Source organism: Actinomadura rupiterrae, from assembly GCF_024172125.1.
Classification (GTDB): Bacteria; Actinomycetota; Actinomycetes; order Streptosporangiales; family Streptosporangiaceae; genus Spirillospora; species Spirillospora rupiterrae.
Genome location: NZ_JAMZEA010000001.1, coordinates 460,067 through 480,384, shown reverse-complemented (window position 1 = coordinate 480,384; position 20,318 = coordinate 460,067). Strand labels below are relative to the sequence as shown.

General features: G+C 70.8%; 23 protein-coding genes. 14 read left to right on the top strand and 9 right to left on the bottom strand.

Translation table 11 applies throughout. The annotated features are described in order from the left end of the window. Window positions 1-90 precede the first annotated feature (90 nt). Window positions 91-705, top strand: coding sequence for a Uma2 family endonuclease (locus FHU30_RS02250; protein WP_253870841.1), 615 nt, complete (start codon window positions 91-93; stop codon window positions 703-705). Here FHU30_RS02250 and FHU30_RS02245 read toward each other — a convergent pair whose 3' ends face one another. Then, window positions 706-1,146, bottom strand: a complete 441-nt coding sequence (locus FHU30_RS02245; protein WP_253870839.1) for a hypothetical protein — start codon at window positions 1,144-1,146, stop codon at window positions 706-708. It lies immediately after the preceding gene. 221 nt (window positions 1,147-1,367) lie between these two features. Here FHU30_RS02245 and FHU30_RS02240 point away from each other — a divergent pair, with 221 nt between their 5' ends. From FHU30_RS02240 to FHU30_RS02230, 3 genes are all read left to right on the top strand, one after another. Then, window positions 1,368-2,207, top strand: coding sequence for a helix-turn-helix domain-containing protein (locus FHU30_RS02240; protein ID WP_253870837.1), 840 nt, complete (start codon window positions 1,368-1,370; stop codon window positions 2,205-2,207). Beyond that, window positions 2,204-2,386 carry a DUF397 domain-containing protein gene (locus FHU30_RS02235; RefSeq protein ID WP_253870835.1) on the top strand — a complete coding sequence of 61 codons (183 nt, stop codon included), beginning with the start codon at window positions 2,204-2,206 and terminating at the stop codon, window positions 2,384-2,386. Before FHU30_RS02240 ends, FHU30_RS02235 begins: the two co-directional genes overlap by 4 nt. 130 nt (window positions 2,387-2,516) lie before the next feature. Beyond that, window positions 2,517-3,167 (top strand): maltokinase N-terminal cap-like domain-containing protein, encoded by a 651-nt coding sequence (locus FHU30_RS02230; protein WP_253870833.1) that lies wholly within the window; start codon window positions 2,517-2,519, stop codon window positions 3,165-3,167. Between the two features lie 9 nt (window positions 3,168-3,176). Here FHU30_RS02230 and FHU30_RS02225 read toward each other — a convergent pair whose 3' ends face one another. Further along, a complete protein-coding gene (locus tag FHU30_RS02225; protein WP_253870830.1) occupies window positions 3,177-4,103 on the bottom strand; it encodes a helix-turn-helix transcriptional regulator in 927 nt (308 codons plus the stop codon). 62 nt (window positions 4,104-4,165) lie between these two features. Between FHU30_RS02225 and FHU30_RS02220 the strand changes: the two genes are divergently transcribed. Next, the gene (locus tag FHU30_RS02220; RefSeq protein WP_253870828.1) at window positions 4,166-4,543 is read left to right on the top strand and encodes a YdeI/OmpD-associated family protein; all 378 of its coding nucleotides are present in this window, start codon (window positions 4,166-4,168) and stop codon (window positions 4,541-4,543) included. A gap of 80 nt (window positions 4,544-4,623) precedes the next feature. After that, a complete protein-coding gene (locus FHU30_RS02215) occupies window positions 4,624-5,085 on the top strand; it encodes a helix-turn-helix domain-containing protein (RefSeq protein WP_253870826.1) in 462 nt (153 codons plus the stop codon). Window positions 5,086-5,155: 70 nt separating this feature from the next. Here the strand turns inward: FHU30_RS02215 and FHU30_RS02210 are convergent, their stop codons facing one another. Genes FHU30_RS02210 through FHU30_RS02200 form a run of 3 tightly spaced genes read right to left on the bottom strand, consistent with a single transcriptional unit; the run spans window position 5,156 to window position 6,495 of the window. Beyond that, entirely contained in the window at window positions 5,156-5,341 is a 186-nt protein-coding gene (locus FHU30_RS02210; protein WP_253870824.1) for a type II toxin-antitoxin system RelE family toxin, read from the bottom strand. A gap of 44 nt (window positions 5,342-5,385) precedes the next feature. Continuing rightward, window positions 5,386-5,652, bottom strand: coding sequence for a hypothetical protein (locus FHU30_RS02205; protein ID WP_253870822.1), 267 nt, complete (start codon window positions 5,650-5,652; stop codon window positions 5,386-5,388). A 30-nt stretch (window positions 5,653-5,682) separates the two neighbouring features. Continuing rightward, window positions 5,683-6,495 (bottom strand): crotonase/enoyl-CoA hydratase family protein, encoded by an 813-nt coding sequence (locus tag FHU30_RS02200; protein WP_253870820.1) that lies wholly within the window; start codon window positions 6,493-6,495, stop codon window positions 5,683-5,685. Window positions 6,496-6,655: 160 nt separating this feature from the next. On the opposite strand from FHU30_RS02200, the gene FHU30_RS02195 reads away from it, so the two are divergent. From FHU30_RS02195 to FHU30_RS02175, 5 genes are all read left to right on the top strand, one after another. Beyond that, the gene (locus FHU30_RS02195) at window positions 6,656-8,221 is read left to right on the top strand and encodes an acyl-CoA synthetase (RefSeq protein ID WP_253870818.1); all 1,566 of its coding nucleotides are present in this window, start codon (window positions 6,656-6,658) and stop codon (window positions 8,219-8,221) included. Then, a complete protein-coding gene (locus tag FHU30_RS02190) occupies window positions 8,211-9,167 on the top strand; it encodes a Zn-ribbon domain-containing OB-fold protein (protein ID WP_253870816.1) in 957 nt (318 codons plus the stop codon). Before FHU30_RS02195 ends, FHU30_RS02190 begins: the two co-directional genes overlap by 11 nt. A gap of 22 nt (window positions 9,168-9,189) precedes the next feature. After that, window positions 9,190-10,230, top strand: a complete 1,041-nt coding sequence (locus FHU30_RS02185; protein ID WP_253870814.1) for a thiolase family protein — start codon at window positions 9,190-9,192, stop codon at window positions 10,228-10,230. Between the two features lie 72 nt (window positions 10,231-10,302). After that, window positions 10,303-11,460: a thiolase family protein gene (locus FHU30_RS02180; protein WP_253870811.1), complete on the top strand. Its 1,158-nt coding sequence runs from the start codon at window positions 10,303-10,305 to the stop codon at window positions 11,458-11,460. 64 nt (window positions 11,461-11,524) lie between these two features. Beyond that, a complete protein-coding gene (locus FHU30_RS02175; RefSeq protein WP_253870809.1) occupies window positions 11,525-13,090 on the top strand; it encodes an acyl-CoA synthetase in 1,566 nt (521 codons plus the stop codon). A 62-nt stretch (window positions 13,091-13,152) separates the two neighbouring features. Here FHU30_RS02175 and FHU30_RS02170 read toward each other — a convergent pair whose 3' ends face one another. Beyond that, window positions 13,153-13,590 (bottom strand): hypothetical protein, encoded by a 438-nt coding sequence (locus FHU30_RS02170; RefSeq protein WP_253870784.1) that lies wholly within the window; start codon window positions 13,588-13,590, stop codon window positions 13,153-13,155. Window positions 13,591-13,850: 260 nt separating this feature from the next. Here FHU30_RS02170 and FHU30_RS02165 point away from each other — a divergent pair, with 260 nt between their 5' ends. Together FHU30_RS02165 and FHU30_RS02160 are read left to right on the top strand one after the other, a co-directional pair. Next, window positions 13,851-14,396 carry a hypothetical protein gene (locus tag FHU30_RS02165; protein WP_253870782.1) on the top strand — a complete coding sequence of 182 codons (546 nt, stop codon included), beginning with the start codon at window positions 13,851-13,853 and terminating at the stop codon, window positions 14,394-14,396. Between the two features lie 97 nt (window positions 14,397-14,493). After that, on the top strand, window positions 14,494-14,961 hold the full coding sequence (locus FHU30_RS02160) for a MarR family winged helix-turn-helix transcriptional regulator (protein ID WP_253870780.1): 468 nt from the start codon (window positions 14,494-14,496) through the stop codon (window positions 14,959-14,961). Between the two features lie 32 nt (window positions 14,962-14,993). Here FHU30_RS02160 and FHU30_RS02155 read toward each other — a convergent pair whose 3' ends face one another. The 3 genes from FHU30_RS02155 to FHU30_RS02145 are packed head-to-tail and all read right to left on the bottom strand — an operon-like array spanning window position 14,994 to window position 18,349. Continuing rightward, window positions 14,994-15,569: a TetR/AcrR family transcriptional regulator gene (locus FHU30_RS02155; RefSeq protein WP_253870778.1), complete on the bottom strand. Its 576-nt coding sequence runs from the start codon at window positions 15,567-15,569 to the stop codon at window positions 14,994-14,996. A 12-nt stretch (window positions 15,570-15,581) separates the two neighbouring features. Beyond that, window positions 15,582-17,705 (bottom strand): YhgE/Pip domain-containing protein, encoded by a 2,124-nt coding sequence (locus tag FHU30_RS02150; protein ID WP_253870776.1) that lies wholly within the window; start codon window positions 17,703-17,705, stop codon window positions 15,582-15,584. Next, window positions 17,702-18,349 carry an ATP-binding cassette domain-containing protein gene (locus FHU30_RS02145; protein ID WP_253870774.1) on the bottom strand — a complete coding sequence of 216 codons (648 nt, stop codon included), beginning with the start codon at window positions 18,347-18,349 and terminating at the stop codon, window positions 17,702-17,704. The genes FHU30_RS02150 and FHU30_RS02145 overlap by 4 nt, the downstream gene beginning before the upstream one ends. A gap of 357 nt (window positions 18,350-18,706) precedes the next feature. Here FHU30_RS02145 and FHU30_RS02140 point away from each other — a divergent pair, with 357 nt between their 5' ends. Continuing rightward, window positions 18,707-20,317 carry a serine/threonine-protein kinase gene (locus FHU30_RS02140; RefSeq protein WP_253870772.1) on the top strand — a complete coding sequence of 537 codons (1,611 nt, stop codon included), beginning with the start codon at window positions 18,707-18,709 and terminating at the stop codon, window positions 20,315-20,317. Window position 20,318 lies beyond the last annotated feature (1 nt).

Below are 20,318 nucleotides of genomic sequence, written 5' to 3'. Positions count from 1 at the left end.
CTTGTAGCCGTGAAAGGGCCGACACGGAGGGTAATGGCTGGCTAGGGTCGAAGCCCGGTGTGTCGGACCCATTACGGAGAGGCGGCGCTTATGCCGGTTGTCTCAAGCGCGGTGGACGAGAACTCGGGACGGCTGACGCGAGAGCTGAACTTCGTCGACCGGGCGCTCCTTGACATCTTCTACGAGATCGAAATGCCCGAAGGGCTCCGACTTGAACTCATCGAAGGGGAGATGGTGGTGACGGGACCCGCCGAAGGAGACCACGAGGACATCCTCGACACCCTTGTCTGGCAGATCCACCGATGCTCGGGCACCAGGATGTCCTGGTCGGGCGCGAAGGGGCTGATCCTGCCGGACGGCGAGGGCCCGCCGAACCACGTGATCCCGGACGGCGTTCTCGCGCCCCGCGAACTCAGGCCTTTCAGGGGCGCCGGCCCATGGATGCACCCGGACGAGGTGACCATGGTCGTCGAGGTCATCTCGTCCGGGCAGAAGGAGGACCGCAAGCGGAGGCGCCGCTGCTACGCGAAGGCTGAGCTGCCGCATTTCCTGGTGATCGACCAGCCGAAACGGCGGGCCGTCCTGTTCTCCAATCCGGATGGGGAGTGGGGAGAGTACAAGGAATCGATGCGCGTGGCGTTCGGGAGCTGCCTCAAGTTGCCCGAGCCGTTCGGGTTCGCGCTGGACACCGCTGAATTCGAGTAGTCAGAAGCGGGTCAGCCAGGACAGGACGCGGGACAGGACGTAGTAGACGCCGGCCGCGATGCCCCAGTTCAGGTAGAGCTGGTGTTTCGGGTTGGGGCGCGGGAAGACGTCGTGGAACGGGGTGGCGAGCCAGCTGCCGGCGTGCAGCGTGGCGTGCACGAGGGAGTTGGACGGGTTCGCGTTACCCAAAGTCAGCAGGATTCCGAGGACGAGGATCGCGGCGGCCGCGATTCCGGCGGCCAGGATCGCGAGGCTGATCGGGTTGTGCCGCATCCGGCGCCAGCGTCCCGCGCGGCGCTTGACCACGACGGTCCGGGTGGACGACGCGTCGGACGTGCGGCGCGTCCAGGGCCGGGTTCCGTCCGGGCGGGGTGACCAGGGCCAGCGGCGGGGCGGCGTTTCGGTCGTCGCCTTTTCTCTGCGTCCCAGGTGGAGGGCCATCGCCTTTCACTCCTCATAGATACCGACGCTTTCGACCTACCGCGCGCGCCGCACGCAAAACGCCGCCCCCCTTTTCGGACGGCCCGTCCGACAAGATCCGGACGCCGCGCCCCGGAATTGCCGCCGCCACTTTCCGTGAACACCCGACACGGAACGGATTCATCGAGTTACGCTCCGCGAACAGATGGGCGTCCGCGAACAATCGAACCGAGGAGCCGACGATGCCTCCCCAGCGCAAGCCCCAGGACGGTGACGAGCAGGACCGCCGCGACTTCGACCCCCGATCGAGCAACCACGCCCTCTTCGCCCACAAGCTCCGCACCTACCGCGAACGCGAGGGCATGAGCCAGACCGAGGTCGGCGCGTTCTGCAACGTGTCCAACAAGATGATCAGCGCGATCGAGAACCTCTACCGCATCCCGAACGACCACGTGGCGAAGCGACTCGACATCCTCTTCGACACGGACGTCTTCGAAGACCAGTACTGGCTCATCCTCCGCGACGCCGAGCTGACCCCCGGCTTCTTGAGCTACACCCGACAGGAGTCCAAAGCCGACTCCATCCGCATGTTCGCGCCCATGCTGATCCCAGGGCTCCTGCAGACGGAGTCCTACGCGCGCGCTGTTCTCAGCACGTGGGAGAAGGAGGACAAGGTGGAGCAGATGCTCGCCGTCCGGCTGGCGCGGCAGGGCATCCTCGAACGCGAAGATCCACCGCACGTGGCGGTGCTCATCAAGGAAGCCGTGCTGCGTGAACCTGTCGGTGGTCGAGAAGTGCACCGGGAGCAACTCGACCACTTGCTCGACCTGGCCAGGCGACCCAACATCGCCATTCAGGTGATCCCCACCGGTGCGGCCGCGTACGACTGTCCGTTCGTCCTGTTCGGCTACAGCGACGAGGCAGATCTCGGCTACGTCGAGGGTGCCATCGACCTCGGGCACATGGTCGAACCACCGAGGCTTGTTTTCAAGCTGGCTCTGAGGTTCGATCAGTTCCGAGGCGAGGCTCTGACGGTGTCGGAGTCCGAGGAGCTGATCAGATCGATCAGGGAGGCTTCGTGACCAACCACGTCCCCCAATGGCGCAAGTCAAGCTACTCCGGCGCCTCGGGGAGCAGCGAATGCGTCGAGGTGGCCGCGTTGCATCCTGCGGTAGGCATCCGTGACTCGAAGGCACCTGACGTGCCGCATGTGTGGGTGACCCGGGAAGAGTTCGGCCAGTTGTTGGGGCGGCTCAGGTAGAGGCTTGCGGCGGCCCGTCCTGGGATTGGTCTGGGACGGGTCGTTCGGCGTGGGTCCTGGTCTCCTTGCTGCTGGGGTCGGGGTGGGAAGATCGAGAGGTCGTTCCGTTCACGTCAGGGGGAGCCTCGGTATGGCTGTTATCCACAACACCGAAGTCAAGCCGTCCAAGTTGGAGTTGCTGGATCTCTGGCTGCCGTCGCGGCCCTGGTTCCGGGGCGGGGACGAGCCGGAGCTGGGCAAGGTGGGCGGGTTCCGGCTGGATGACCCCGAGGGCGAGGTCGGCATCGAGTTCATGGTCGTCACCGACACCTCGGGCGACGAGCCGACCACCTACCTCGTCCCGATGACCTACCGCGGCGCGCCGCTCGAAGGGGCCGACGACGCGCTGATCGGCAACATGGAGCACGGCGTCCTCGGGCGGCGCTGGATCTACGACGGCTACCAGGACCCGGTGCTGGTCACGCAGCTCGTCGCCCTGATCGAGGGGCGCGCCGAGGCGCAGGCCCAGAGCAAGAGCGACACCCCCGACCGCGAGGTCACCTGCTCTTATGAGGGCAACGGCCTGGACGCCACGGTGCTCACCGCCATCGATGACGAGGAGTGCACGGAGCTGCGCAGTCCGCACGGCGTGGCCGTCCGCATGCGCCGCGTCCTGGAGCCTGGCTCGGACGGCGCGTCCACCCTGCCCGAAGGCGCCACCGGCCACCTCGCCAGCTCGTGGACCGCGCCCGACGGCACCAAGACCCGCAGCCTCTTCGCCACCACGCACGCAGGCTCCTGACCTGCGGGTTCACCTCTGACCGTAGACGGCGGTGAGCTGGGCGGCCAGGGATGCCAGTTCGTCCCGGACGCTCTGAGGCTCCTCCACGATGACCGCGTCGCCCCAGCCCGCGAGTTGGCGGGCGATGTCCAAGGGGGTCGGGGCAGTAAGTGCGACGCGGACTCGGTCGCCGTGGACGAGCACTTCGCAGTGGCGTCCGAAATGGTTGCGCAGGACGGGCAGGTAGCGCGCCTCGATGGTCGCGGTGGCCGTGGTCGTTGAGCGCCGTGCCTCCATGGTGGTGACGACCTCGTCCCATGCCCGGGTGAGGTCGAAGTCCGCCGGACGCGTGAACTGCTCTTCGCTGACCTCGGCGTCGGTGATTCGGTCGACCCGGAACGTGCGCCGGCCATCGGCCGTCCCGGCGATCAGGTACCAGGTGTCGTCCTTGTCGACGAGGCCGAGCGGGTCGATCAGGCGCTCCCGGCCGGAGTAGGTGAGACGCGTCTTCCGGCGCCGGACGACCGCGTCCTCCAGCAGGTCGACTAGGACGGGCCGGACGCGGCGGTGCTCACCCCAGCCGGCCGGATCGACCACGATCGCGTCCGCCGCCGCCTCGGCCTCCTGGCGGAACGTCGAAGGCAGCGCGCGCACCAGCTTCCGCAGCGCCGCCTTGGCCTCCGGTGCGATCGCGGCGGCCGGGCCGAGCAGCAGGAACAGCGCCCTCGCCTCGGACGACTTGAGCCCGGTCAGATCGGTCCGGGCGCCCCCGAGCAGACTCCAGCCTCCACCCCGTCCAGCCTGGGGATACACCGGGATGCCCGCGGACGACAGCGCCTCCAGGTCGCGCCGGGTCGTGGCGACCGAGACCTCCAGTTCGGCGGCGATCTCCGCCGCCGTCACGCGTCCGCGCGACTGCATCAGCAGCAGGACGGCCACCAGACGATCTGCTCTCACGCATCAAGGATGCCCGGAAAAGTGCTCATTCGGTGAGCACTTTGGCTGACAGCATCGATGCCATGAGCAGGGAAGGGGCCACGATGACCGAGAACGCACTGATCCTCGCCGACCTCGACGCCTGGAGGCGGTGGCTCGCCGAGCACCACGACACCGAGCGCGAGGTCTGGCTGAAGATCGCCAAGAAGAGCAGCGCCGAGGTGACCGTCGCCATCGGCGACGCCCTGGACGAGGCGCTGTGCCACGGCTGGATCGACAGCCACCGCCGGGCCTTCGACGCCGACTACTACCTCCAGCGCTACTCCCCGCGCACCCGCCGAAGCCGCTGGTCGAGAATCAACGCCGACAAGGTCAAGGCCCTGACAGCCGCCGGACGCATGCGCCCCGCCGGCCAGGCCGCCATCAACGCCGCCAAATCCGACGCCCGCTGGCCCACCTGAAACCGTGAAGCCTCCACTCCGCGGCTTTCCTTAAATGCGTTTGCCGCACATGCTGCTCTTGGGGGGGAGGAGTGATGGTGATGACGATAGGAACGCCCAAGCGGCTTGAGCCGGGGCAGGTCGATGCCGAGGACGCTGCCCGCGCCATGAGGCGCATCCGCGATTACCTGATGCGCCACCCCGGCGCCGCGAACGTGGATCTGGCTTCCAAGCTGTCCGGCGACGGGCCTCTCATCGTGCCCCGGGACGTCCTGGTCTTGTTCGCGTCCATACTTGCCCAGCTCGCTCAGGGCCGCGGGGTCACCCTGGTCCCCATCCATGCGGAACTGACGACCAGGGAGGCGGCCGACATGCTGAACGTGTCTCACTCCCACCTGATCGGCCTCATCGACTCCGGCCGGTTGCCCGCACGTCCGGCGGGACGGCACCGCAAGATCGCGTTCAAGGACCTGATGGCCTACAGGCGCGAGAGCGACGCGGAGAGCGCACAGGCCATGGACGACCTCGTCGAGCTCAGCGAGGAGATGGGGCTGTACGAATGACGTCCGCCCGCTACGATGCGCGCGTGCTGCACGGCAACAAGGTCAGTGACCTCCTCGTTCGCATCGAGTTTCAGATGCGGTCGACGTGACCGATATCGATCACATCCTCAGTGATCTCGTAGAGGATGCGATAGCGCCCAACGCGGAGACGGTAGAGACCGGTGTTCCCCCACGGGAACGCCTCGGGCGGGCGGGGCTCGACAACGAGTCGCGCCGTCGCGTCGTTGATGGCCTTCATGCCTTCCTGGTCGCTCATGAAGGCCCGCGCCAGTTGCAAGGCCCGGGGGGACCAGAGCAGTCTCACAGGGGGTTGCCCAGCAGAATCGCCATCGCGTCCTCGTGAGAGAGCGCCCCAGGACGCCCGGCTTCCCGCCATTCGCGCAGGTAGGCGTGCGTAGCGGCAGCCTCGGCGTCTTCGAGCGCTTCCGGGGAGGCGTTCTTCTCCAGGGCCTTGAGGCGGCGGAGGTCGTCCAGGGGTACGACGGCTGCGGCCTCGCCGCCGAGGTGGATCACCTCGTACGAGTCTGCGGGGTCCCTGGGGTCGGGGCCGATCGGCTGAGCGCTCATGGCGGTAGGTTACCCGGCCGACCTGCAAGATCACTCGCCTTTGAAGACGGGTGGGCGCTTTTCCTTGAAGGCTCGGGAGCCTTCTTTGGCGTCGGCGGAGGCTATGACGGGCCAGCCGATTTCGTCGGAGATTTTGAGGGCTTCGTCTTCGGGGAGGTGGACGGTTTCTCGGTAGGTGCGGAGGATGGCCTGGACGGCCAGAGGGCCGCAGGCGGCTATTTGGTCGGCTAGGGCGCGGGCCTCGGCTAGGGCTGTGCCCGTTGGGACGATTTTGTTGATTAGGCCCATGGACAGGGCTTCCTGCGGGGTTACTGAGCGGGCTGTCAGGAGGATGTCCATGGCGTTCGCGTAGCCGATTTGGCGGGGGAGGCGGATGGCGCAGCCGCCCATGGGGAAGAGGCCGCGTTTCGCTTCGTAGAGGCCGAGAGTCGCGTCTTCGGCTACTACGCGGAGGTCGGTGCCTACGAGGAGTTCGGTGCCGCCGGCTACGGCGTAGCCCTCGATGGCGCTGATGAGGGGTTTGGTGGGCTGGCCCTCGCGGAGGAGGCCCTTCCAGTGGAAGTTCGGGATCTGGGCCATGCGTTCCTGGACGCGCGGGTCGGACGGCGGTGTGCCCATGGCCTTGAGGTCGGCGCCGGCGCAGAAGTGGCCCGAGGAACCGGTCAGGATGCCGACCCGGACGTCCGGGGTCTCGGAGATGTAGGCCCACGCGGACGCGAGGCCGACGAGCATCGCGGACGAGAGGGCGTTGCGGGCCTCGGGGCGGTTCATCGTGACGGTGACGACGTGGCCGTCCCGCTCGACGGTGCAGTGCTCGGTGCTGATCGGCAGTGCGTCGGGCATGGCCACCTCCGGGTCGTCCTGGAAAACAGGAACAGATTCTAGTAACGATCAGCGGCTGCGAACAGGTCTTGCCGGACAAAACGAGAACGTGATCTACTTTGGCCGTGCCGGAGTGTCCGAGGCGCTCCGGCGACGCGTTGCGATCACCGAGGGAGAGCCGATGGGATCGTTGGGCTTCTGGCGGCTGGCCGAGGCCGACCCGGAGTGGGTCGCGGCCGTCGATCCGGACGGGACCGAGCATCGGGCGGCGGACCTGCTGGCCCGCGCGAACCGCATCGTCCACGGCCTGCGCGGGCTCGGCCTGGAGAAGGGCGACGGGATCTGCGGGCTCGTCCCGAACGGCGTGGAGGGGCTGGTCCTGTACCTGGCCGCGCTGCAGGCGGGCTGGTACTACACGCCCGTCAACTGGCACCTGACCGGGCCGGAGATCGGCTACATCGTGGCCGACAGCGAGGCCAAGGCGTTCTTCGTCCATGAGAGGTTCGCCGAGGCGGGTGCGCAGGCCGCCGAGGAGGCGGGGCTGGACGCGCGGCGGCGGTTCGCGTTCGGTGCGGTGCCCGGGTTCCGGTCCGAGGACGAGCTGGAAGAGGGCCAGCCCGATACCGCCCCGGACGACCGGAGCAACGGCGCGACGATGCACTACACGTCCGGCACCACCGGACGTCCCAAAGGTGTGAAGCGCGGCCTGCACGGTATCGACCCGGACGACGCGGCCGAGCTGATGACCTACCTGCTCGGCATGTTCGGCATCCAGCCCGGCCGTCCCGCCGGACAGGAACCGCAGGCCCACCTGGTCACCTCGCCGAACTACCACACGGCGGTCACCCAGTTCGGCGGGACGGCGCTGCACATGGGCCACACGCTGGTCTACGTCGACCGCTGGGACGCCGAGGACACGCTCCGCTTGATCGACCGGTACAAGATCACGAATACGCACATGGTGCCGACGCACTTCAAGCGGCTGCTGTCGCTGCCGGAGGACGTCCGGAACCGGTACGACGTGTCGTCCATGAAGTGGGCGATCCACGCCGCCGCGCCGTGCCCGGTGCCGCTCAAGCAGCAGATGCTCGACTGGTGGGGCGACTGCATCTGGGAGTACTACGCGGCGACCGAGGGCGGCGGGACGATCGCGTCCCCGCAGGACTGGCGCGCGCATCCCGGCACGGTCGGCAAGGCGTGGCCGATCGCCGAACTGCTCCTGGTGGACGACGAGGGCGAGCCCGTCCCGCCGAACACGCCGGGGACGATCTACATGAAGATGGCCAGCGGCGACTTCGAGTACAAGGGCGACAAAGCGAAGACGGACGAGTCGCGGCTGAACGGCTTCTTCACCGTCGGAGACGTCGGGTATCTCACCGAGGACGGCTTCCTGTTCCTGTCCGACCGCAAGTCCGACATGATCATCTCGGGCGGGGCGAACATCTACCCGGCCGAGATCGAGAACGAGATCATCCTGCACCCCAAGGTCGCCGACGTGGCCGTGTTCGGCATCCCGGACGAGGACTGGGGCGAGCAGATCAAGGCCGTCGTCGAGCCCGCCGAGGGCGTCGAACCCGGGCCCGAACTCGCCGCGGAGATCCTGAAGTCCCTCGAAGGCCGCCTCGCGAAGATGAAATGGCCGCGCACGGTCGACTTCATCGAGACCATGCCGCGCGAGCCGAACGGCAAGCTCCTCAAGCGCAAGCTCCGGGACCCGTACTGGAAGGACCGCGAGCGTGCCATCTGAAACCGATCCGAACCCGTCCGGAACCGATCCGAACCACATCCTGGAGTTCCCCGGCGGCTACACGCGCTCGGTCGGGCCGGTCATCGGACGCTTCCTGTCCGAGCTCCGCGACGGACGCCTCAAAGGCGTGAAGACCAAGTCCGGACGCGTCCTGTTCCCGCCGGTCGAGTACGACCCGGACACGGGCGACGACGTCACCGACGAGTTCGTGGACGTCGGCCCGGTCGGGACGGTGACGAGCTGGTCGTGGGTCCCGAACCCGCGCAAAACGCACCCGCTCGACCGTCCGTTCGCCTGGGCCCTCATCCGCCCGGACGCCGCGGACACCGCCCTCCTGCACGCCCTCGACATGGGCGTCTTCGAGCAGGGAGCGAAACCGCCGCGCCAGCTCAAGACGGGCATGCGCGTCCGTCCGCGCTGGCGCGCGGAAAGAACCGGCGGCATCGGCGACATCGAGTGCTTCCAGCCCGAGGTCACGATGATCAACGCGCCGAGCCGGCTGGAGTACCGGCTCCAGGGCGGCCGCGCGCTGGACCGGTTCCTCGAAGGCGTCGAGCAGGGCCGGATCCTCGGCCACCGCTGCGCGGTCTGCGGGCAGGTGATCATCCCGATGAAGGGGCTGTGCCCGAAGGACGGCGTCCCGACGTCCGAGGAGGTCGAGCTCCCGCACACCGGCACCGTCACCACGTTCGCCGTGAACAACCTGCCCGACCCGCGCGCGCCCGAGGTCCCGTTCGTCTCCGCGTACATCCTGCTGGACGGCGCCGGGCTCACGATGCTGTCGCTGGTCGCGGGCATCCCGGCGGACCAGGTGCGGATGGGCATGCGGGTGCGCGCCGCGTGGCGTCCGCGCGCGGAGTGGACGCGGTCGATGTCGAACATCAAGTGGTTCGAGCCGCTCGACGAGCCGGACGTCCCCTTCGACCAGATCAAGGACTACCTCTGATGCGCCGCGAAAAGGACTTCCGATGCGTCCTGTAGCCGTGGTCGCGTTCGCGCAGACCCGCCACACGGGCGAGGACGCCGGGCTCTCCGAGACCGAGCTGCTCGCCCCGCTCATCACCGAGATCAAGGAGCGCACCGGCATCCGCCGGTTCGGCTTCACCTGCTCCGGCTCGAACGACTACCTGGCCGGCGCGCCGTTCTCGTTCGTGTCCGCGCTGGACGCGGTCGGCGCGTGGCCGCCGATCTCCGAGAGCCACGTCGAGATGGACGCCGCGTGGGCGCTGTACGAGGCGTGGGTGAAGCTCCAGCACGGCGAGATCGACACCGCGCTGGTCTACGGGTTCGGCAAGACCTCGCAGGGCGACTACCCGGAGATCTTCACGCAGGGCCTCGACCCGTACTACCTCGCGCCGCTCGGCGTCGACCAGGTGTCGCTCGCCGCGCTCCAGGCCCGCGCCTACCTCGAAGCCTCCGGCACGGACGAGAAGGCCCTTAAGCAGGTGGCCGCCCGCGCTCGCGCGGACGGACGGGCCAACCCTTACGCGCTCCACCTGGACGACCCGTCCGACACGGACGAGTACGAGGTCGCGCCGCTGCGCGAGCATGACGTCGCGCCCGTCACCGACGGCGCGGCCGTGATCGTCCTCGCCGCCGGTGACCGGGCCCGCGAGCTGGCCGAACGGCCCGCCTGGATCACCGGCATCGACCATCGCAGCGAGCCGCACCAGCCCGGGTTCCGCGACCTGGCGTCCGCGCCGTCCGCGGCCCTCGCCGCCGCGAAGGCGGGCGGGACGGCGGGCGTGCAGGTCGCCGAGCTGCACACCCAGTTCGGCCACGAGGAGCTGATCCTGCGGGACGCGCTGAAGCTCGGCGAGGACGTCGCGGTCAACCCGTCCGGCGGCCCGCTGTCGGCGAACCCCGTGATGGCGACCGGGCTGATCCGCATCGGCGAGGCCGCCGCGCGGATCGGCGACGGGACGGCCTCGCGCGCCCTCGCGCACGCCGCGTCCGGACCGTGCCTCCAGCAGAACCTCGTCTGCGTCCTGTCGGGAGAACAGCCATGAGCCCGGGCGGACGGCCGGGCTCGGAGGGACAGCCATGAGCTCGGGACGACAGCGGAGCTCGGAGGGACAGCCATGAGCGAGCCGTGCGCCGTGATCGGCGTGGGCCAGACCGCGTACAGGACCCGGCGGCCGGACGTGTCGATGGCCGGGCTGCTCCGCGAGGCGGCCCGCCGCGCGCTGGACGACGCGGGCCTGACCTGGAAGGACATCGACGCCGTCGTCATCGGCAAGGCGCCCGACCTGTTCGAGGGCGTGATGATGCCGGAGGGCTACCTCGCCGACGCGCTCGGCGCGGCGGGCAAGCCGATCATGCGGGTGCACACCGCCGGGTCGGTGGGCGGCTCGACCGCGATCGTCGCGGCGGGGCTCGTCCAGTCCGGGGTGCACGACCGCGTCCTCACGGTCGCGTGGGAGAAGCAATCGGAGTCGAACGCGACGTGGGCGCTGACCGTGTCCGGGCCGTACACGACGTCGCTGGTCGTGGGCGCGGGCGGCTACTTCGCCCCGCACATCCGCGCCTACATGCGGCGCAGCGGCGCGCCCGACCACATCGGCACGCTCGTCGCCGTCAAGGACCGGCAGAACGCGCTGAAGAACCCGTACGCGCACCTCAAGATCCCGGGCATCTCGCGCGAGATGGTCGAGTCGACGCCGATGCTGTGGGAGCCGATCCGCTACCTGGAGACCTGCCCGTCGTCGGACGGCGCGTGCGCGATGGTGCTGGCGTCGGAGAAGGCGGCGAAGCAGGCTCCGAACAAGCCCGCCTGGGTGCACGGCACCGCGATGCGGTCCGAGCCGATCTTCTTCGCCGGGCGCGACACGGTGAACCCGCAGGGCGGCATCGACTGCGCCGCCGACGTGTACCGGCAGGCCGGGATCACCGACCCGCGCCGCGAGATCGACGTCGCCGAGGTGTACGTCCCGTTCTCCTGGTACGAGCCGATGTGGCTGGAGAACCTCGGGTTCTGCGGTGAGGGCGAGGGCTGGAAGCTCACCGAGGCGGGCGCGACCGCGCTGGACGGCGACATCCCGTGGAACGCGTCGGGCGGCGTGCTGTCGTCCAACCCGATCGGCGCGTCCGGGATGATCCGGTTCGCCGAGGCCGCCCTCCAGGTCCGCGGCATGGCCGGGGAGCACCAGGTGGACGGCGCGCGCCGCGCCCTCGGCCACGCCTACGGCGGCGGCGCCCAGTTCTTCGCCATGTGGATCGTCGGCACCGACCGCCCCTGAAGGCACCGACCGCCCCTGACGACCGACCTCACCGAAGCGGCCCATCCACCCCCCGGAGGCCCTGATGGAGTTCAACCACGCCGACCTGTTCGAGGGCGTCTCCGACGCGATCGGGGACCGCACCGCCGTCGTCTGCGGCGACCGCCGCCTGACCTACGCCGAGCTGGACGCACACGCCAACCGGCTCGCGCACCACCTGCGCGCCGCCGGTGTCGAGCCGCACCAACACGTCGCGATCCAGCTCTACAACGGGATCGAGTACGCGGCGGCGATCCTGGCGGCGCTGAAGATCCGGGCCGTCCCGATCAACGTGAACTACCGGTACGTCGAGGACGAGCTGCGCTACCTCTACCGCGACTCCGACAGCGTCGCGCTGATCTACGACGCCGAGTTCGGCGAGCGCGTCGCCGCCGCCCTCCCGGACGCGCCGGACGTCCGGCACCTGATCGCGGTCGGCGACTCGTCCATCGAGGGGGCCGTCCGGTACGAGGACGCGATCGCCGCGCAGCCGGATACCCGCGACTTCCCGCCGCGTTCCGCCGACGACACCTACATCATCTACACCGGCGGCACGACGGGCATGCCCAAGGGCGTGATGTGGGGCGTGGAGAGCATGCTCCGCGCGTTCTGGAACCCGACGTTCCCGCCCCCGGTCAAGCCGGAGGACGTGGTCGAGCTCGCCCGCTCGTCCGGGCCGATGGTGATGATGCCGATCGCGCCGCTGATGCACGGCGCGGCGCAGCAGGCGACGTTCATCGCCTGGTGCATGGGCGCGACCGTCGTCTACGCGCGCCGCTTCGACGCCGCCGAGGTGTGGCGGACGATCTCCCGCGAGAAGGTCAACTCGCTGACGGTCACCGGCGACGCGATGGCGATCCCGATGGCGGACGAGCTGGCCCGCGGCGGTCATGACACCTCGTCCCTGCTGGCGTTCGTCTCGACCGGCGCGATCCTCACCGGGACGGTCCGGGAGCGCCTCGCCGCGCTGCTGCCGAACACGATGATCCTTGACCGGTTCGGGTCCACCGAGTCCGGCTCGACGGCCGAGGCCGTCTCGGGCACCTCGCCGGAGAAGGGCCTCCGCTTCAACCCGGACGTGCCGGACATCGCCGTCCTGGACGACGCGCTGAAGCCCGTCCAGCCGGGGTCGGGGGTGATCGGGCAGCTCGCCCGCACCGGGCACATCGCGCGCGGCTACTACAACGACCCGGAGAAGACCGCCCGCACGTTCCCCGAGGCGGACGGCCGCCGCTGGCTGCTCACCGGCGACATCGCCACGGTCGAGGCGGACGGCACGATCTCGGTGTTCGGACGCGGCTCGCAGGCGATCAACACCGGCGGCGAGAAGGTCTTCCCGGAGGAGGTCGAGGCCGTCCTCAAGGGGCATCCGGACGTCTACGACGCCGTGGTCACCGGCATCCCGGACGAGCGGTGGGGCTCGCGCGTCGCCGCCGTCGTCCAGCCGGCCGCGGGGGCGGAACCCGACCCGGGCGATCTGGACGCGCACTGCCGCGCGCACCTGTCGGGCTACAAGGTGCCGCGCACGTACGCCTTCGTGCCGGAGATGAAGCGCTCGCCGGCGGGCAAGGCCGACTACCGCTGGGCCAAGGAGATCGCCCAGAACGCCTGACCGGGCTGTTCGGGCAGAAGGTTCAGCCGATAACGCCTGACCGGGTTGCCGGGGGAGAAGGGTCAGCCGATGCCGCGGGCGGCGAAGGTGAGGGTCAGGTCGGCCTCGTCGTCGGCCGGGGCGTCCTCGGAGAGGTGCCAGCAGATCTGGTAGGTGACCTCGTGCGGGTCGCCGTCGCCCTGGGCCGTCCAGTTGCCGAAGCCGCGCTCGGGCCGCTCGGGGCTGGTGCAGTCGGCCAGGGAGCCGGTGAAGACCGGGTAGGGCAGCTGCCGCCGGGACGACTCGTAGATGCCGACCCGGATGCGCTCGGCGCAGGGGGCGGGCGCGTCCTCGCGGCGGACGCGCATCGCGACGACCGCGTCCCGGTCGCCGCAGTAGCGGACGGTGACCGCCCGGCTGCCGCGCTCGCCCGGGGCGACGCCGCAGAGGCGGACCTGCACCGCGGCCTCGTCGCCGGACGAGAGGCCTACGGTCTCGGTGGAGAGGATGGTGGTGCTCACGTGGCTTGCCCCCGCGCGGAATCGTGTTCGTCTCGCGCGCGCCGCGACCGGGCACGGGTTTGCCCAGGTACGGCACGGATCGCAGGTCATTGGTCCAGACCAGTGCCGAGTATAGATCGTGCCGGGTGATGCTTTTCACGTTTCCCGGCGATCAGTGCCGGAAAGTGGATCAGCCTGTCCGGAACGGCGTTCGGGAAAGAAAACCTGCCCCTGCGGGCAACCTTCCGGCCCGTCCCGTGGTCTCATGTCGCGTGACCAAAATGATCCAGAAGGGGGCGCTCGCCGTGCTGGCGCTGGCCCTCGCCACCCCCACCCTCGCGGCCTGCAGCGACTCCAAGTCGGGCGATGACAAGGCGAACGCGACCGCCTCGCCGTCCGGGTCCCAGGGGACCGACACCCCCGCTCCCGAGGCGAGCAGCGGCCCGGCCGCCGGAGGCTCGTCCCCCAAGCCCAGCGGCTCGCTGAAGGCGGTCAAGCTCGCGGTGCCCGACGACCTGCGCGGCGCCCTCCAGGACACCTACTTCGAGACCGCCAAGAAGACCTATCCGAAGGAGAAGCAGGACAACCTGCTGCTCCCCACGCACATCCTCTTCGGCAAGGTCACCGGCGCGAACGGCGGCGTCGAGTTCTACGCCGTCGCCGACATCGGTTTCAAGGACAACCCGATGTCCCGCCAGGACGGCCCGCACGTCTGGAAGAAGGACGACAGCCAGACCGCCTGGGCCTACGGCGGCGACACCGGCGGCAACCTGTGCGCCAAGGTGCCGCCCGCGCTGGTGAAGACCTGGGGCAAGACCTGCTCCTGAGAACCGCGGCGGGCGGGCGTCCTGCACCGGTCGCCCGCCCGTGACCTGCGGAAGCCTGTATTTTTGCAGCTGGAGCGAGACGTCCCGGAGGTGATCGGTGACCCCCGAGCGGGCCCGGACGGCAGAGGAGCTGCGCGCGGCGATGCAGCGCAGCACGATGTACACGGTGCTCCTGCACCATGCCACAGCGGCCAAGGCGGGTCTCAACGTCACCGACGCGCAGTGCATCAACGCGCTCGTCCTGGACGGCCCGCAGACGCCGGGGCAGCTGGCCCAGCTCATGGGCATCACGACCGGCGGCGCGATCACCGCGGTGATCGACCGGCTGGAGCGGGCGGGGTACGTCCGGCGCAGCCGCGACCCGGAGGACCGGCGGCGCGTGATCGTCGAGCCCGTCCCGGAGAAGGTCGCCGCGTTCGGCGCCTACTTCGAGCCGATCGCGCGCGCGTTCGGCGACCGCCTGGCCGGCCTCGGCGACGACGAGCTGCGCGTCCTGCTCGACTGGATCGAGCAGAACAACCGCGCCATGCCCGCGGTCATCGACGAGATCCGCCGCATGGACTGACCTGACCGCTCAGGCGGGCCGTCCTGCCGGGGTCAGGTGGCGATGCGGCCGCGGAGCAGGTCCATGAGGGTGGCGTGGACGTCGTCCAGCGGACGGTCCGGCTGGAGCGTCCGCCAGTCGAGCGCGACCGTCAGGACCATGCCGAAGACGGCCGAGGCGGCCATGTCCACGTCCAGGTCGGTGCGCAGCTCGCCCGCGTCCACCGCGGCCTGGACCACGTCCCGCACCGCGCCGATCGCGCGCTCGCGGATCAGCCGGGCGGCGTGCGGCCAGTCGCCGCCCGACCGCCACGTCTCGGCGAGCAGCAGCCGCGCGAACGACTCGTGCTCGCCGATGAACGCCAGCTCCGCGCGGACGACGGCGCCGAGCTGGTCCAGCGGCGCGAGCCCGGCCGCGGCGTCGCGCAGGGCCGCGCCGAACCGCTCGACGCCGTACTCCAGCAGCGCGGTGAACATCGCGTTCTTGCTGCCGAAGTTGTAGTAGACGGTGCCCTTGGCGACCCCGGCGCGCTCGGCGATCCGGTCCACCGAGGCGGCCGCGAAGCCGCGCTCGGCGATCAGTTCGATCGCGGCGGTGAACAGCCTCTCGCGCGTCGCCGTCCGGCTCACCTGTGTCTCCGCTCAGAGCTTGAGGACGGGGTGCAGCCGCTTCATCGTCCACACCCGGTTGCCGCGGACGGCGAGGGCGGTCAGCGCGAGGGCGCCGGCCAGGAAGGCCGCCAGCACCCCCGTACCCTGCCACACCGCGGTGAGGTCGCCGCCGCTGATCAGCCGCCGGACGCCGTCCACCACCCACGACATGGGCAGGTACGGCCGGATCGCCCGGAAGAACCCGGGGCTGGTCTCGATCGGGTAGGTGCCCGCGGCCGAGGTCAGCTGGAGCATCAGCAGCGCCAGCGCGATCACCCGTCCGACCGGCCCGAACTTGACGTTCACCCACTGGATCACGGCGAGGAACGCGGCGGACGCGAGCGCCAGGAAGGCGATCAGCCCGGGCCAGCGGTCGGCGTTCAGGCCGAGCGCGGGCGCCCAGTGCAGCACCGCCAGGACGACCCCGACCTGCGCGACGCCGACCGCGGCGGCGGGCAGCCAGCCCGCGAGCGCGACCCGCCAGGCGGGCGCGGTCCCGGCGGCGGCGCGCGGGTTCACCGGGCGCAGCAGCATGTAGACGATCATCCCGCCGACCCACAGCGACAGCGGGACGAAGAACGGCGCGAACCCGGTGCCGTAGTTCGGCACGGCGTTCTCGGTGGTGCTGGCGAGCTTGACCGGGCTGCTCATCATGTCCGCGCGGGTGTTCCGCTCGCTGGAGCCGTAGTCCGGGACCTGGCCCGCGCCCTCGCTGAGCTTGCCGTTCAGCTCGCTGCCGCCCTGCGCGGCCTTGGCGTTGCCATCGCTGATCTGCCCGAGGGCGGTCTCCAGCGTCACCGCGCCGCCCGAAAGCTGCCCGATGCCGGACGTGAGCTGCGTCGAGCCGTCCAGCAGCTTGCCGGAGCCCGCCGACACCTGGGACGAGCCGGACGCGAGCTTCTGCGCGCCCGCGTTCAGCTTGTCCACGTTCCGCCGGGCCGACTCGACCTTGTCGGCGAGCGTCGGCGCGTCCTTGGCGATCTTCTGCGCGGCGGCCTTGAGCTCCTGCGCGTTCGCGGCGAGCTGCTTGAGGTCGCCGGTGTGCGCGCGGACGAACGCGTCCACCTGCCGCGCGATCGCCGTGACGCGCTCGGCCGAGTCGGTGAGCCGCTGCCGGACGTCCGCCGGGACCTCCGGGTGCGCCGCCAGGTACCGCTTCAGGTCGGCCTGCGCCGCCTCGGCCCGCCGGAGCGCGTCGCCGGACTGCGCCGGAAGCTCCCCGGCCGCCGCCGCGAGCGCGTCCGCGCCCCGCGCCACCAGCAGCGCGCCGTCGCGGATCTCCGGCGCGTGCTCGCGCAGCAGCGGGACGACCGTGTCGGCCGCGGTCCCCACCGCCGTGTCGAGCCGCTGGACGCCCGCCGCGAGCTGCCGGTTGCCCGCCGCGACCTGGTCCGCGCCCTGCCGCAGCGTCCCGAGGCCGTCGGTGATCTGCTGGGACGCGCCGTGCGCCTTGCCGATGCCCTGCGCGAGCCGCCCGGCGCCGTTCTGCACCTTGCCGCCCGCCTCCGCGAGCTTCTTGTTCCCCTCGGCCAGCTCGCCCGCGCCCTTGGCGGCCTTCTCCAGCTGCCCGTGGAGCGTTCCGAACGACACGAAGACCTGGTCGAAGTAGCCCTTGGACGCGCTGTCGCCCGCCGCCGCGCCGATCTCCTTGAACGCCGCCTGCGCGAGCGTCCCGACGACGTAGTTGTTCGAGTCGTTGATCCGGACCTTCAGGTCGGCGGGTGTCGGCAGCGACTTCCCGCCCGCGCCCGCGATCCGCGCGCTGAAGTCCGCCGGGATCGTCAGCGACATGTAGTACTTGCCGTCGCGGACGCCCTTCTCGGCCGTCGCCTCGTCCACGGTCTTCCAGTCGAAGACCTGCCGCTTCTTCAGCTGGTCGGCCAGGTCGTGCCCGGCGTCGATCTTCTTGCCGCCCGCCTGCGCGGGCTTGTCGTCCACGACCAGCGCTACCGGGACGTTGTGCAGGCGGCCGTACGGGTCCCAGAACGACCACAGGTACAGCCCGGCGTACAGCAGCGGCAGCAGGACCATCCCGACCAGCGCGACCATGGTCAGCGGATGCCTGCGGAAGCGCCGCAGCTCCAGGGCGCCCGTCGTCAGCGAGGGGAGTCTCATCGGGGGTCCTCCAAGTGCAGGTCGAGGGCGAGGCCCTGCGCGGGGGCGGGGTCCTGGCAGGACGCGACGACGGTCACGCCGGAGTCGGCGACGGCGCGCAGCCGCTCCCAGAGGGCGCGCTGCCGGTCGAGGGGGAGGCCCTCGTCCACGTCGTCGAGCAGGAGCAGTCCGGGGCGTCCGACCAGCGCACACGCCGCGCCGAGCAACCGGGCCTCCTCGGGAGCGAGGTCGCCGGCGGTCAGCGAGACGTCGAGGTCGCCGAGCCCGACGCGCTCCAGCGCCTCCCGCACCCGCCGGGCCCGCCCGCGCCACCGCCCGAACAGCCCCTCGTGCAGGTCCAGCGCCTCGCTCACGTGCTCGCGGACGGTCAGCGCCGGGTCCAGCTCGTTCACGCCGGACACGATCCCGAGCGCCGACACCCGCTGGACGGCCCGCAGCTGCTTCGGCAGCCGGTACGGCCCGACGACGGCCACGCCGCCGGTCGGCTTCATCCGCCCGCCGAGCGTGAGCAGCAGCGCCGTCCGCCCCGTCCCGCCCGCACCGCTGACCGCCAGCAGCCCGCCCGCCGGAAGATCGAACGAGACGCCGTCATAGACCATCCCGCGCCGCCCGCGCATGGCCAGCCCGTCCGCCGAAACCCGCACCCCGGAGCCCTGCACCCCAGAGCCGCGCTCCGCAGAGGCGTGCGCCGCGGTCCGTACGCGCCTGCCCCCCTCGGAGGCGCGCACGGCCGCGGTCCCGGCCTCGGCCGCCCTGCGCGGGGCGGCCGGCCCGGCGGCGGCGGAGCCGATCCCCCCGGTCGCTCCCTCCGCCGCCGGAGTCCTTCCGAGCTCGTCGTCCGTCGCCATCGGATCCCTCGCCACATTTAGACTGACCGGTCAGTACAAAACTAACCCCGCCGCGTCCCCGGCACGTCCCCGGAACCGGGTGAGCTTCACCACCCGTTCCGGGTGGCCGCAAAGCGTCCGCTTTGGCAGGATCTGCGCGGAGGTGGTGCGCTGGTGGAACCCCTGCGATCCGGCGACCCGGCGGAGATCGGCGGCTACCCCGTGCTGGCCCGGCTCGGCGAGGGCGGCATGGGCGTGGTCTACCTCGGCGTCAGCGGCGGCGGGCGGCACGTCGCGCTCAAGATGGTCCGGGACGGCCTGGACGACCCGCAGCACCTCGCCCGGTTCCGCCGCGAGGTCGCCACCGCCGAGCGCGTCCGCAGCCGCTACGCCGCCGCGATGGTCGCCGCCGGGCTCACCGCGCCGCCGTACTGGCTGGCCACCGAGTACGTCCCCGGCCTCACGCTGCGGCAGGCCGTCGAGCGCCGCGGCCCGCTGCCCCCGCGGCTGTGCCTCGGCCTGCTCGCCGCGCTCGCCCGCGGCCTCGCCGAGATCCACGGGCAGGGCGTCCAGCACCGCGACCTCAAGCCCGGCAACGTCATCCTCGCCCCGGACGGCCCGCGGCTCATCGACTTCGGCATCGCGCGCGGCTCGGACCAGACGCAGATCACCCGCACCGGCGCCTGGGCCGGCACGCCCGGCTACGTCGCGCCCGAGGTGATCCGCGAGCAGGCGCAGACCTTCGCCGCCGACGTGTTCTCCCTGGCCGGGACGGTCGCCTACGCCGCGACCGGACGCCCGCCCTTCGGCGGCGGCCCGGTCGAGGCCCTGCTGCACCGGACGCTCACCGGCGACATCGACGTCTCCGGAGTCGAGCCGCGCCTCGCGGGCCTGATCCGCATGTGCGCCGAGAAGGACCCGGACCGCCGCGCGACCCTCGCCCAGCTGATCGAGCTGACCAACGACGCGGTCCCGCTCGCGGCGGACGCGTCGTACCGGGGCGCGCTTGATACGGGGGAGCGCTTGCCGCGGGACCGGGGCGAGGCCGTCACGATGGGGCTGGCGCCGGAGATCCCGCGTCGATCCCGGTTGCTCCTGCCGATGCTCGCCGCCGGCGGAGTCGGAGCGGTCGCTGTTGCGGTGGCGCTGGTCGTCCAGTTCGCGCCGACCGGGAACGACGGACACCACGGCGCGGCCAACCAGGGCGGGGCCCACTCGTCCGGCCCCTCGTCGAACAACCCCCAGGGCGGGACGACTCCGAACGGATCGGGCACGCCGTCCTCGGGGACGCCGTCCGCGCCGGCCAATCCCAACGGCGTCCCGCCGGACAAGATCACCGTCCAGCCCGCGGACGAGCACTTCAAGGACCTCAAGTGGAAGGACGTCAATACCGGCTGCCTGCCCACCTCGCGCACCGAGCCCGGCGCGCCGTCGGACCTCCAGACCAGCGCCCCGAGATCGGCCACGGACGTGAAGGCCGGGGGCACGACCACCCTGTCCATGCGCTTCAAGTACCAGCGGCCCGCGAAGTTCTACGTCGCCGCGCAGGTCCGCCAGCCCGCGCAGTTCGTGGGCAGCGACTCCAGCGGGATCGTCCAGAGCAAGCCGAAGCTCCTCACGACGACCGGCGAGTTCGTGGACTTCGCCTTCCCCGGTGATTTCGCCTGGTCCGGCTCCGGCGGCAACGCCGCCCTCGACAAGGGGAGCTACACCGTCGTCTGGCTGCACGTCCACCCGAACGGGGACGCGTACTACATCGGCTGCGACGGTTTCGCGGTGCCGTGAC

Bases quoted from the DNA above. Each gene is read 5' to 3' on its own strand.
- FHU30_RS02175 (WP_253870809.1), top strand. From the start codon at position 11,525: ATGGAGTTCAACCACGCCGACCTGTTCGAGGGCGTCTCCGACGCGATC.
- FHU30_RS02205 (WP_253870822.1), bottom strand. From the start codon at position 5,652: ATGAGCGCTCAGCCGATCGGCCCCGACCCCAGGGACCCCGCAGACTCG.
- FHU30_RS02230 (WP_253870833.1), top strand. From the start codon at position 2,517: ATGGCTGTTATCCACAACACCGAAGTCAAGCCGTCCAAGTTGGAGTTG.
- FHU30_RS02220 (WP_253870828.1), top strand. From the start codon at position 4,166: ATGAGCAGGGAAGGGGCCACGATGACCGAGAACGCACTGATCCTCGCC.
- FHU30_RS02185 (WP_253870814.1), top strand. From the start codon at position 9,190: ATGCGTCCTGTAGCCGTGGTCGCGTTCGCGCAGACCCGCCACACGGGC.
- FHU30_RS02195 (WP_253870818.1), top strand. From the start codon at position 6,656: ATGGGATCGTTGGGCTTCTGGCGGCTGGCCGAGGCCGACCCGGAGTGG.
- FHU30_RS02250 (WP_253870841.1), top strand. From the start codon at position 91: ATGCCGGTTGTCTCAAGCGCGGTGGACGAGAACTCGGGACGGCTGACG.
- FHU30_RS02150 (WP_253870776.1), bottom strand. From the start codon at position 17,705: ATGAGACTCCCCTCGCTGACGACGGGCGCCCTGGAGCTGCGGCGCTTC.
- FHU30_RS02210 (WP_253870824.1), bottom strand. From the start codon at position 5,341: ATGAGCGACCAGGAAGGCATGAAGGCCATCAACGACGCGACGGCGCGA.
- FHU30_RS02165 (WP_253870782.1), top strand. From the start codon at position 13,851: ATGATCCAGAAGGGGGCGCTCGCCGTGCTGGCGCTGGCCCTCGCCACC.
- FHU30_RS02215 (WP_253870826.1), top strand. From the start codon at position 4,624: ATGACGATAGGAACGCCCAAGCGGCTTGAGCCGGGGCAGGTCGATGCC.
- FHU30_RS02240 (WP_253870837.1), top strand. From the start codon at position 1,368: ATGCCTCCCCAGCGCAAGCCCCAGGACGGTGACGAGCAGGACCGCCGC.
- FHU30_RS02200 (WP_253870820.1), bottom strand. From the start codon at position 6,495: ATGCCCGACGCACTGCCGATCAGCACCGAGCACTGCACCGTCGAGCGG.
- FHU30_RS02245 (WP_253870839.1), bottom strand. From the start codon at position 1,146: ATGGCCCTCCACCTGGGACGCAGAGAAAAGGCGACGACCGAAACGCCG.
- FHU30_RS02180 (WP_253870811.1), top strand. From the start codon at position 10,303: ATGAGCGAGCCGTGCGCCGTGATCGGCGTGGGCCAGACCGCGTACAGG.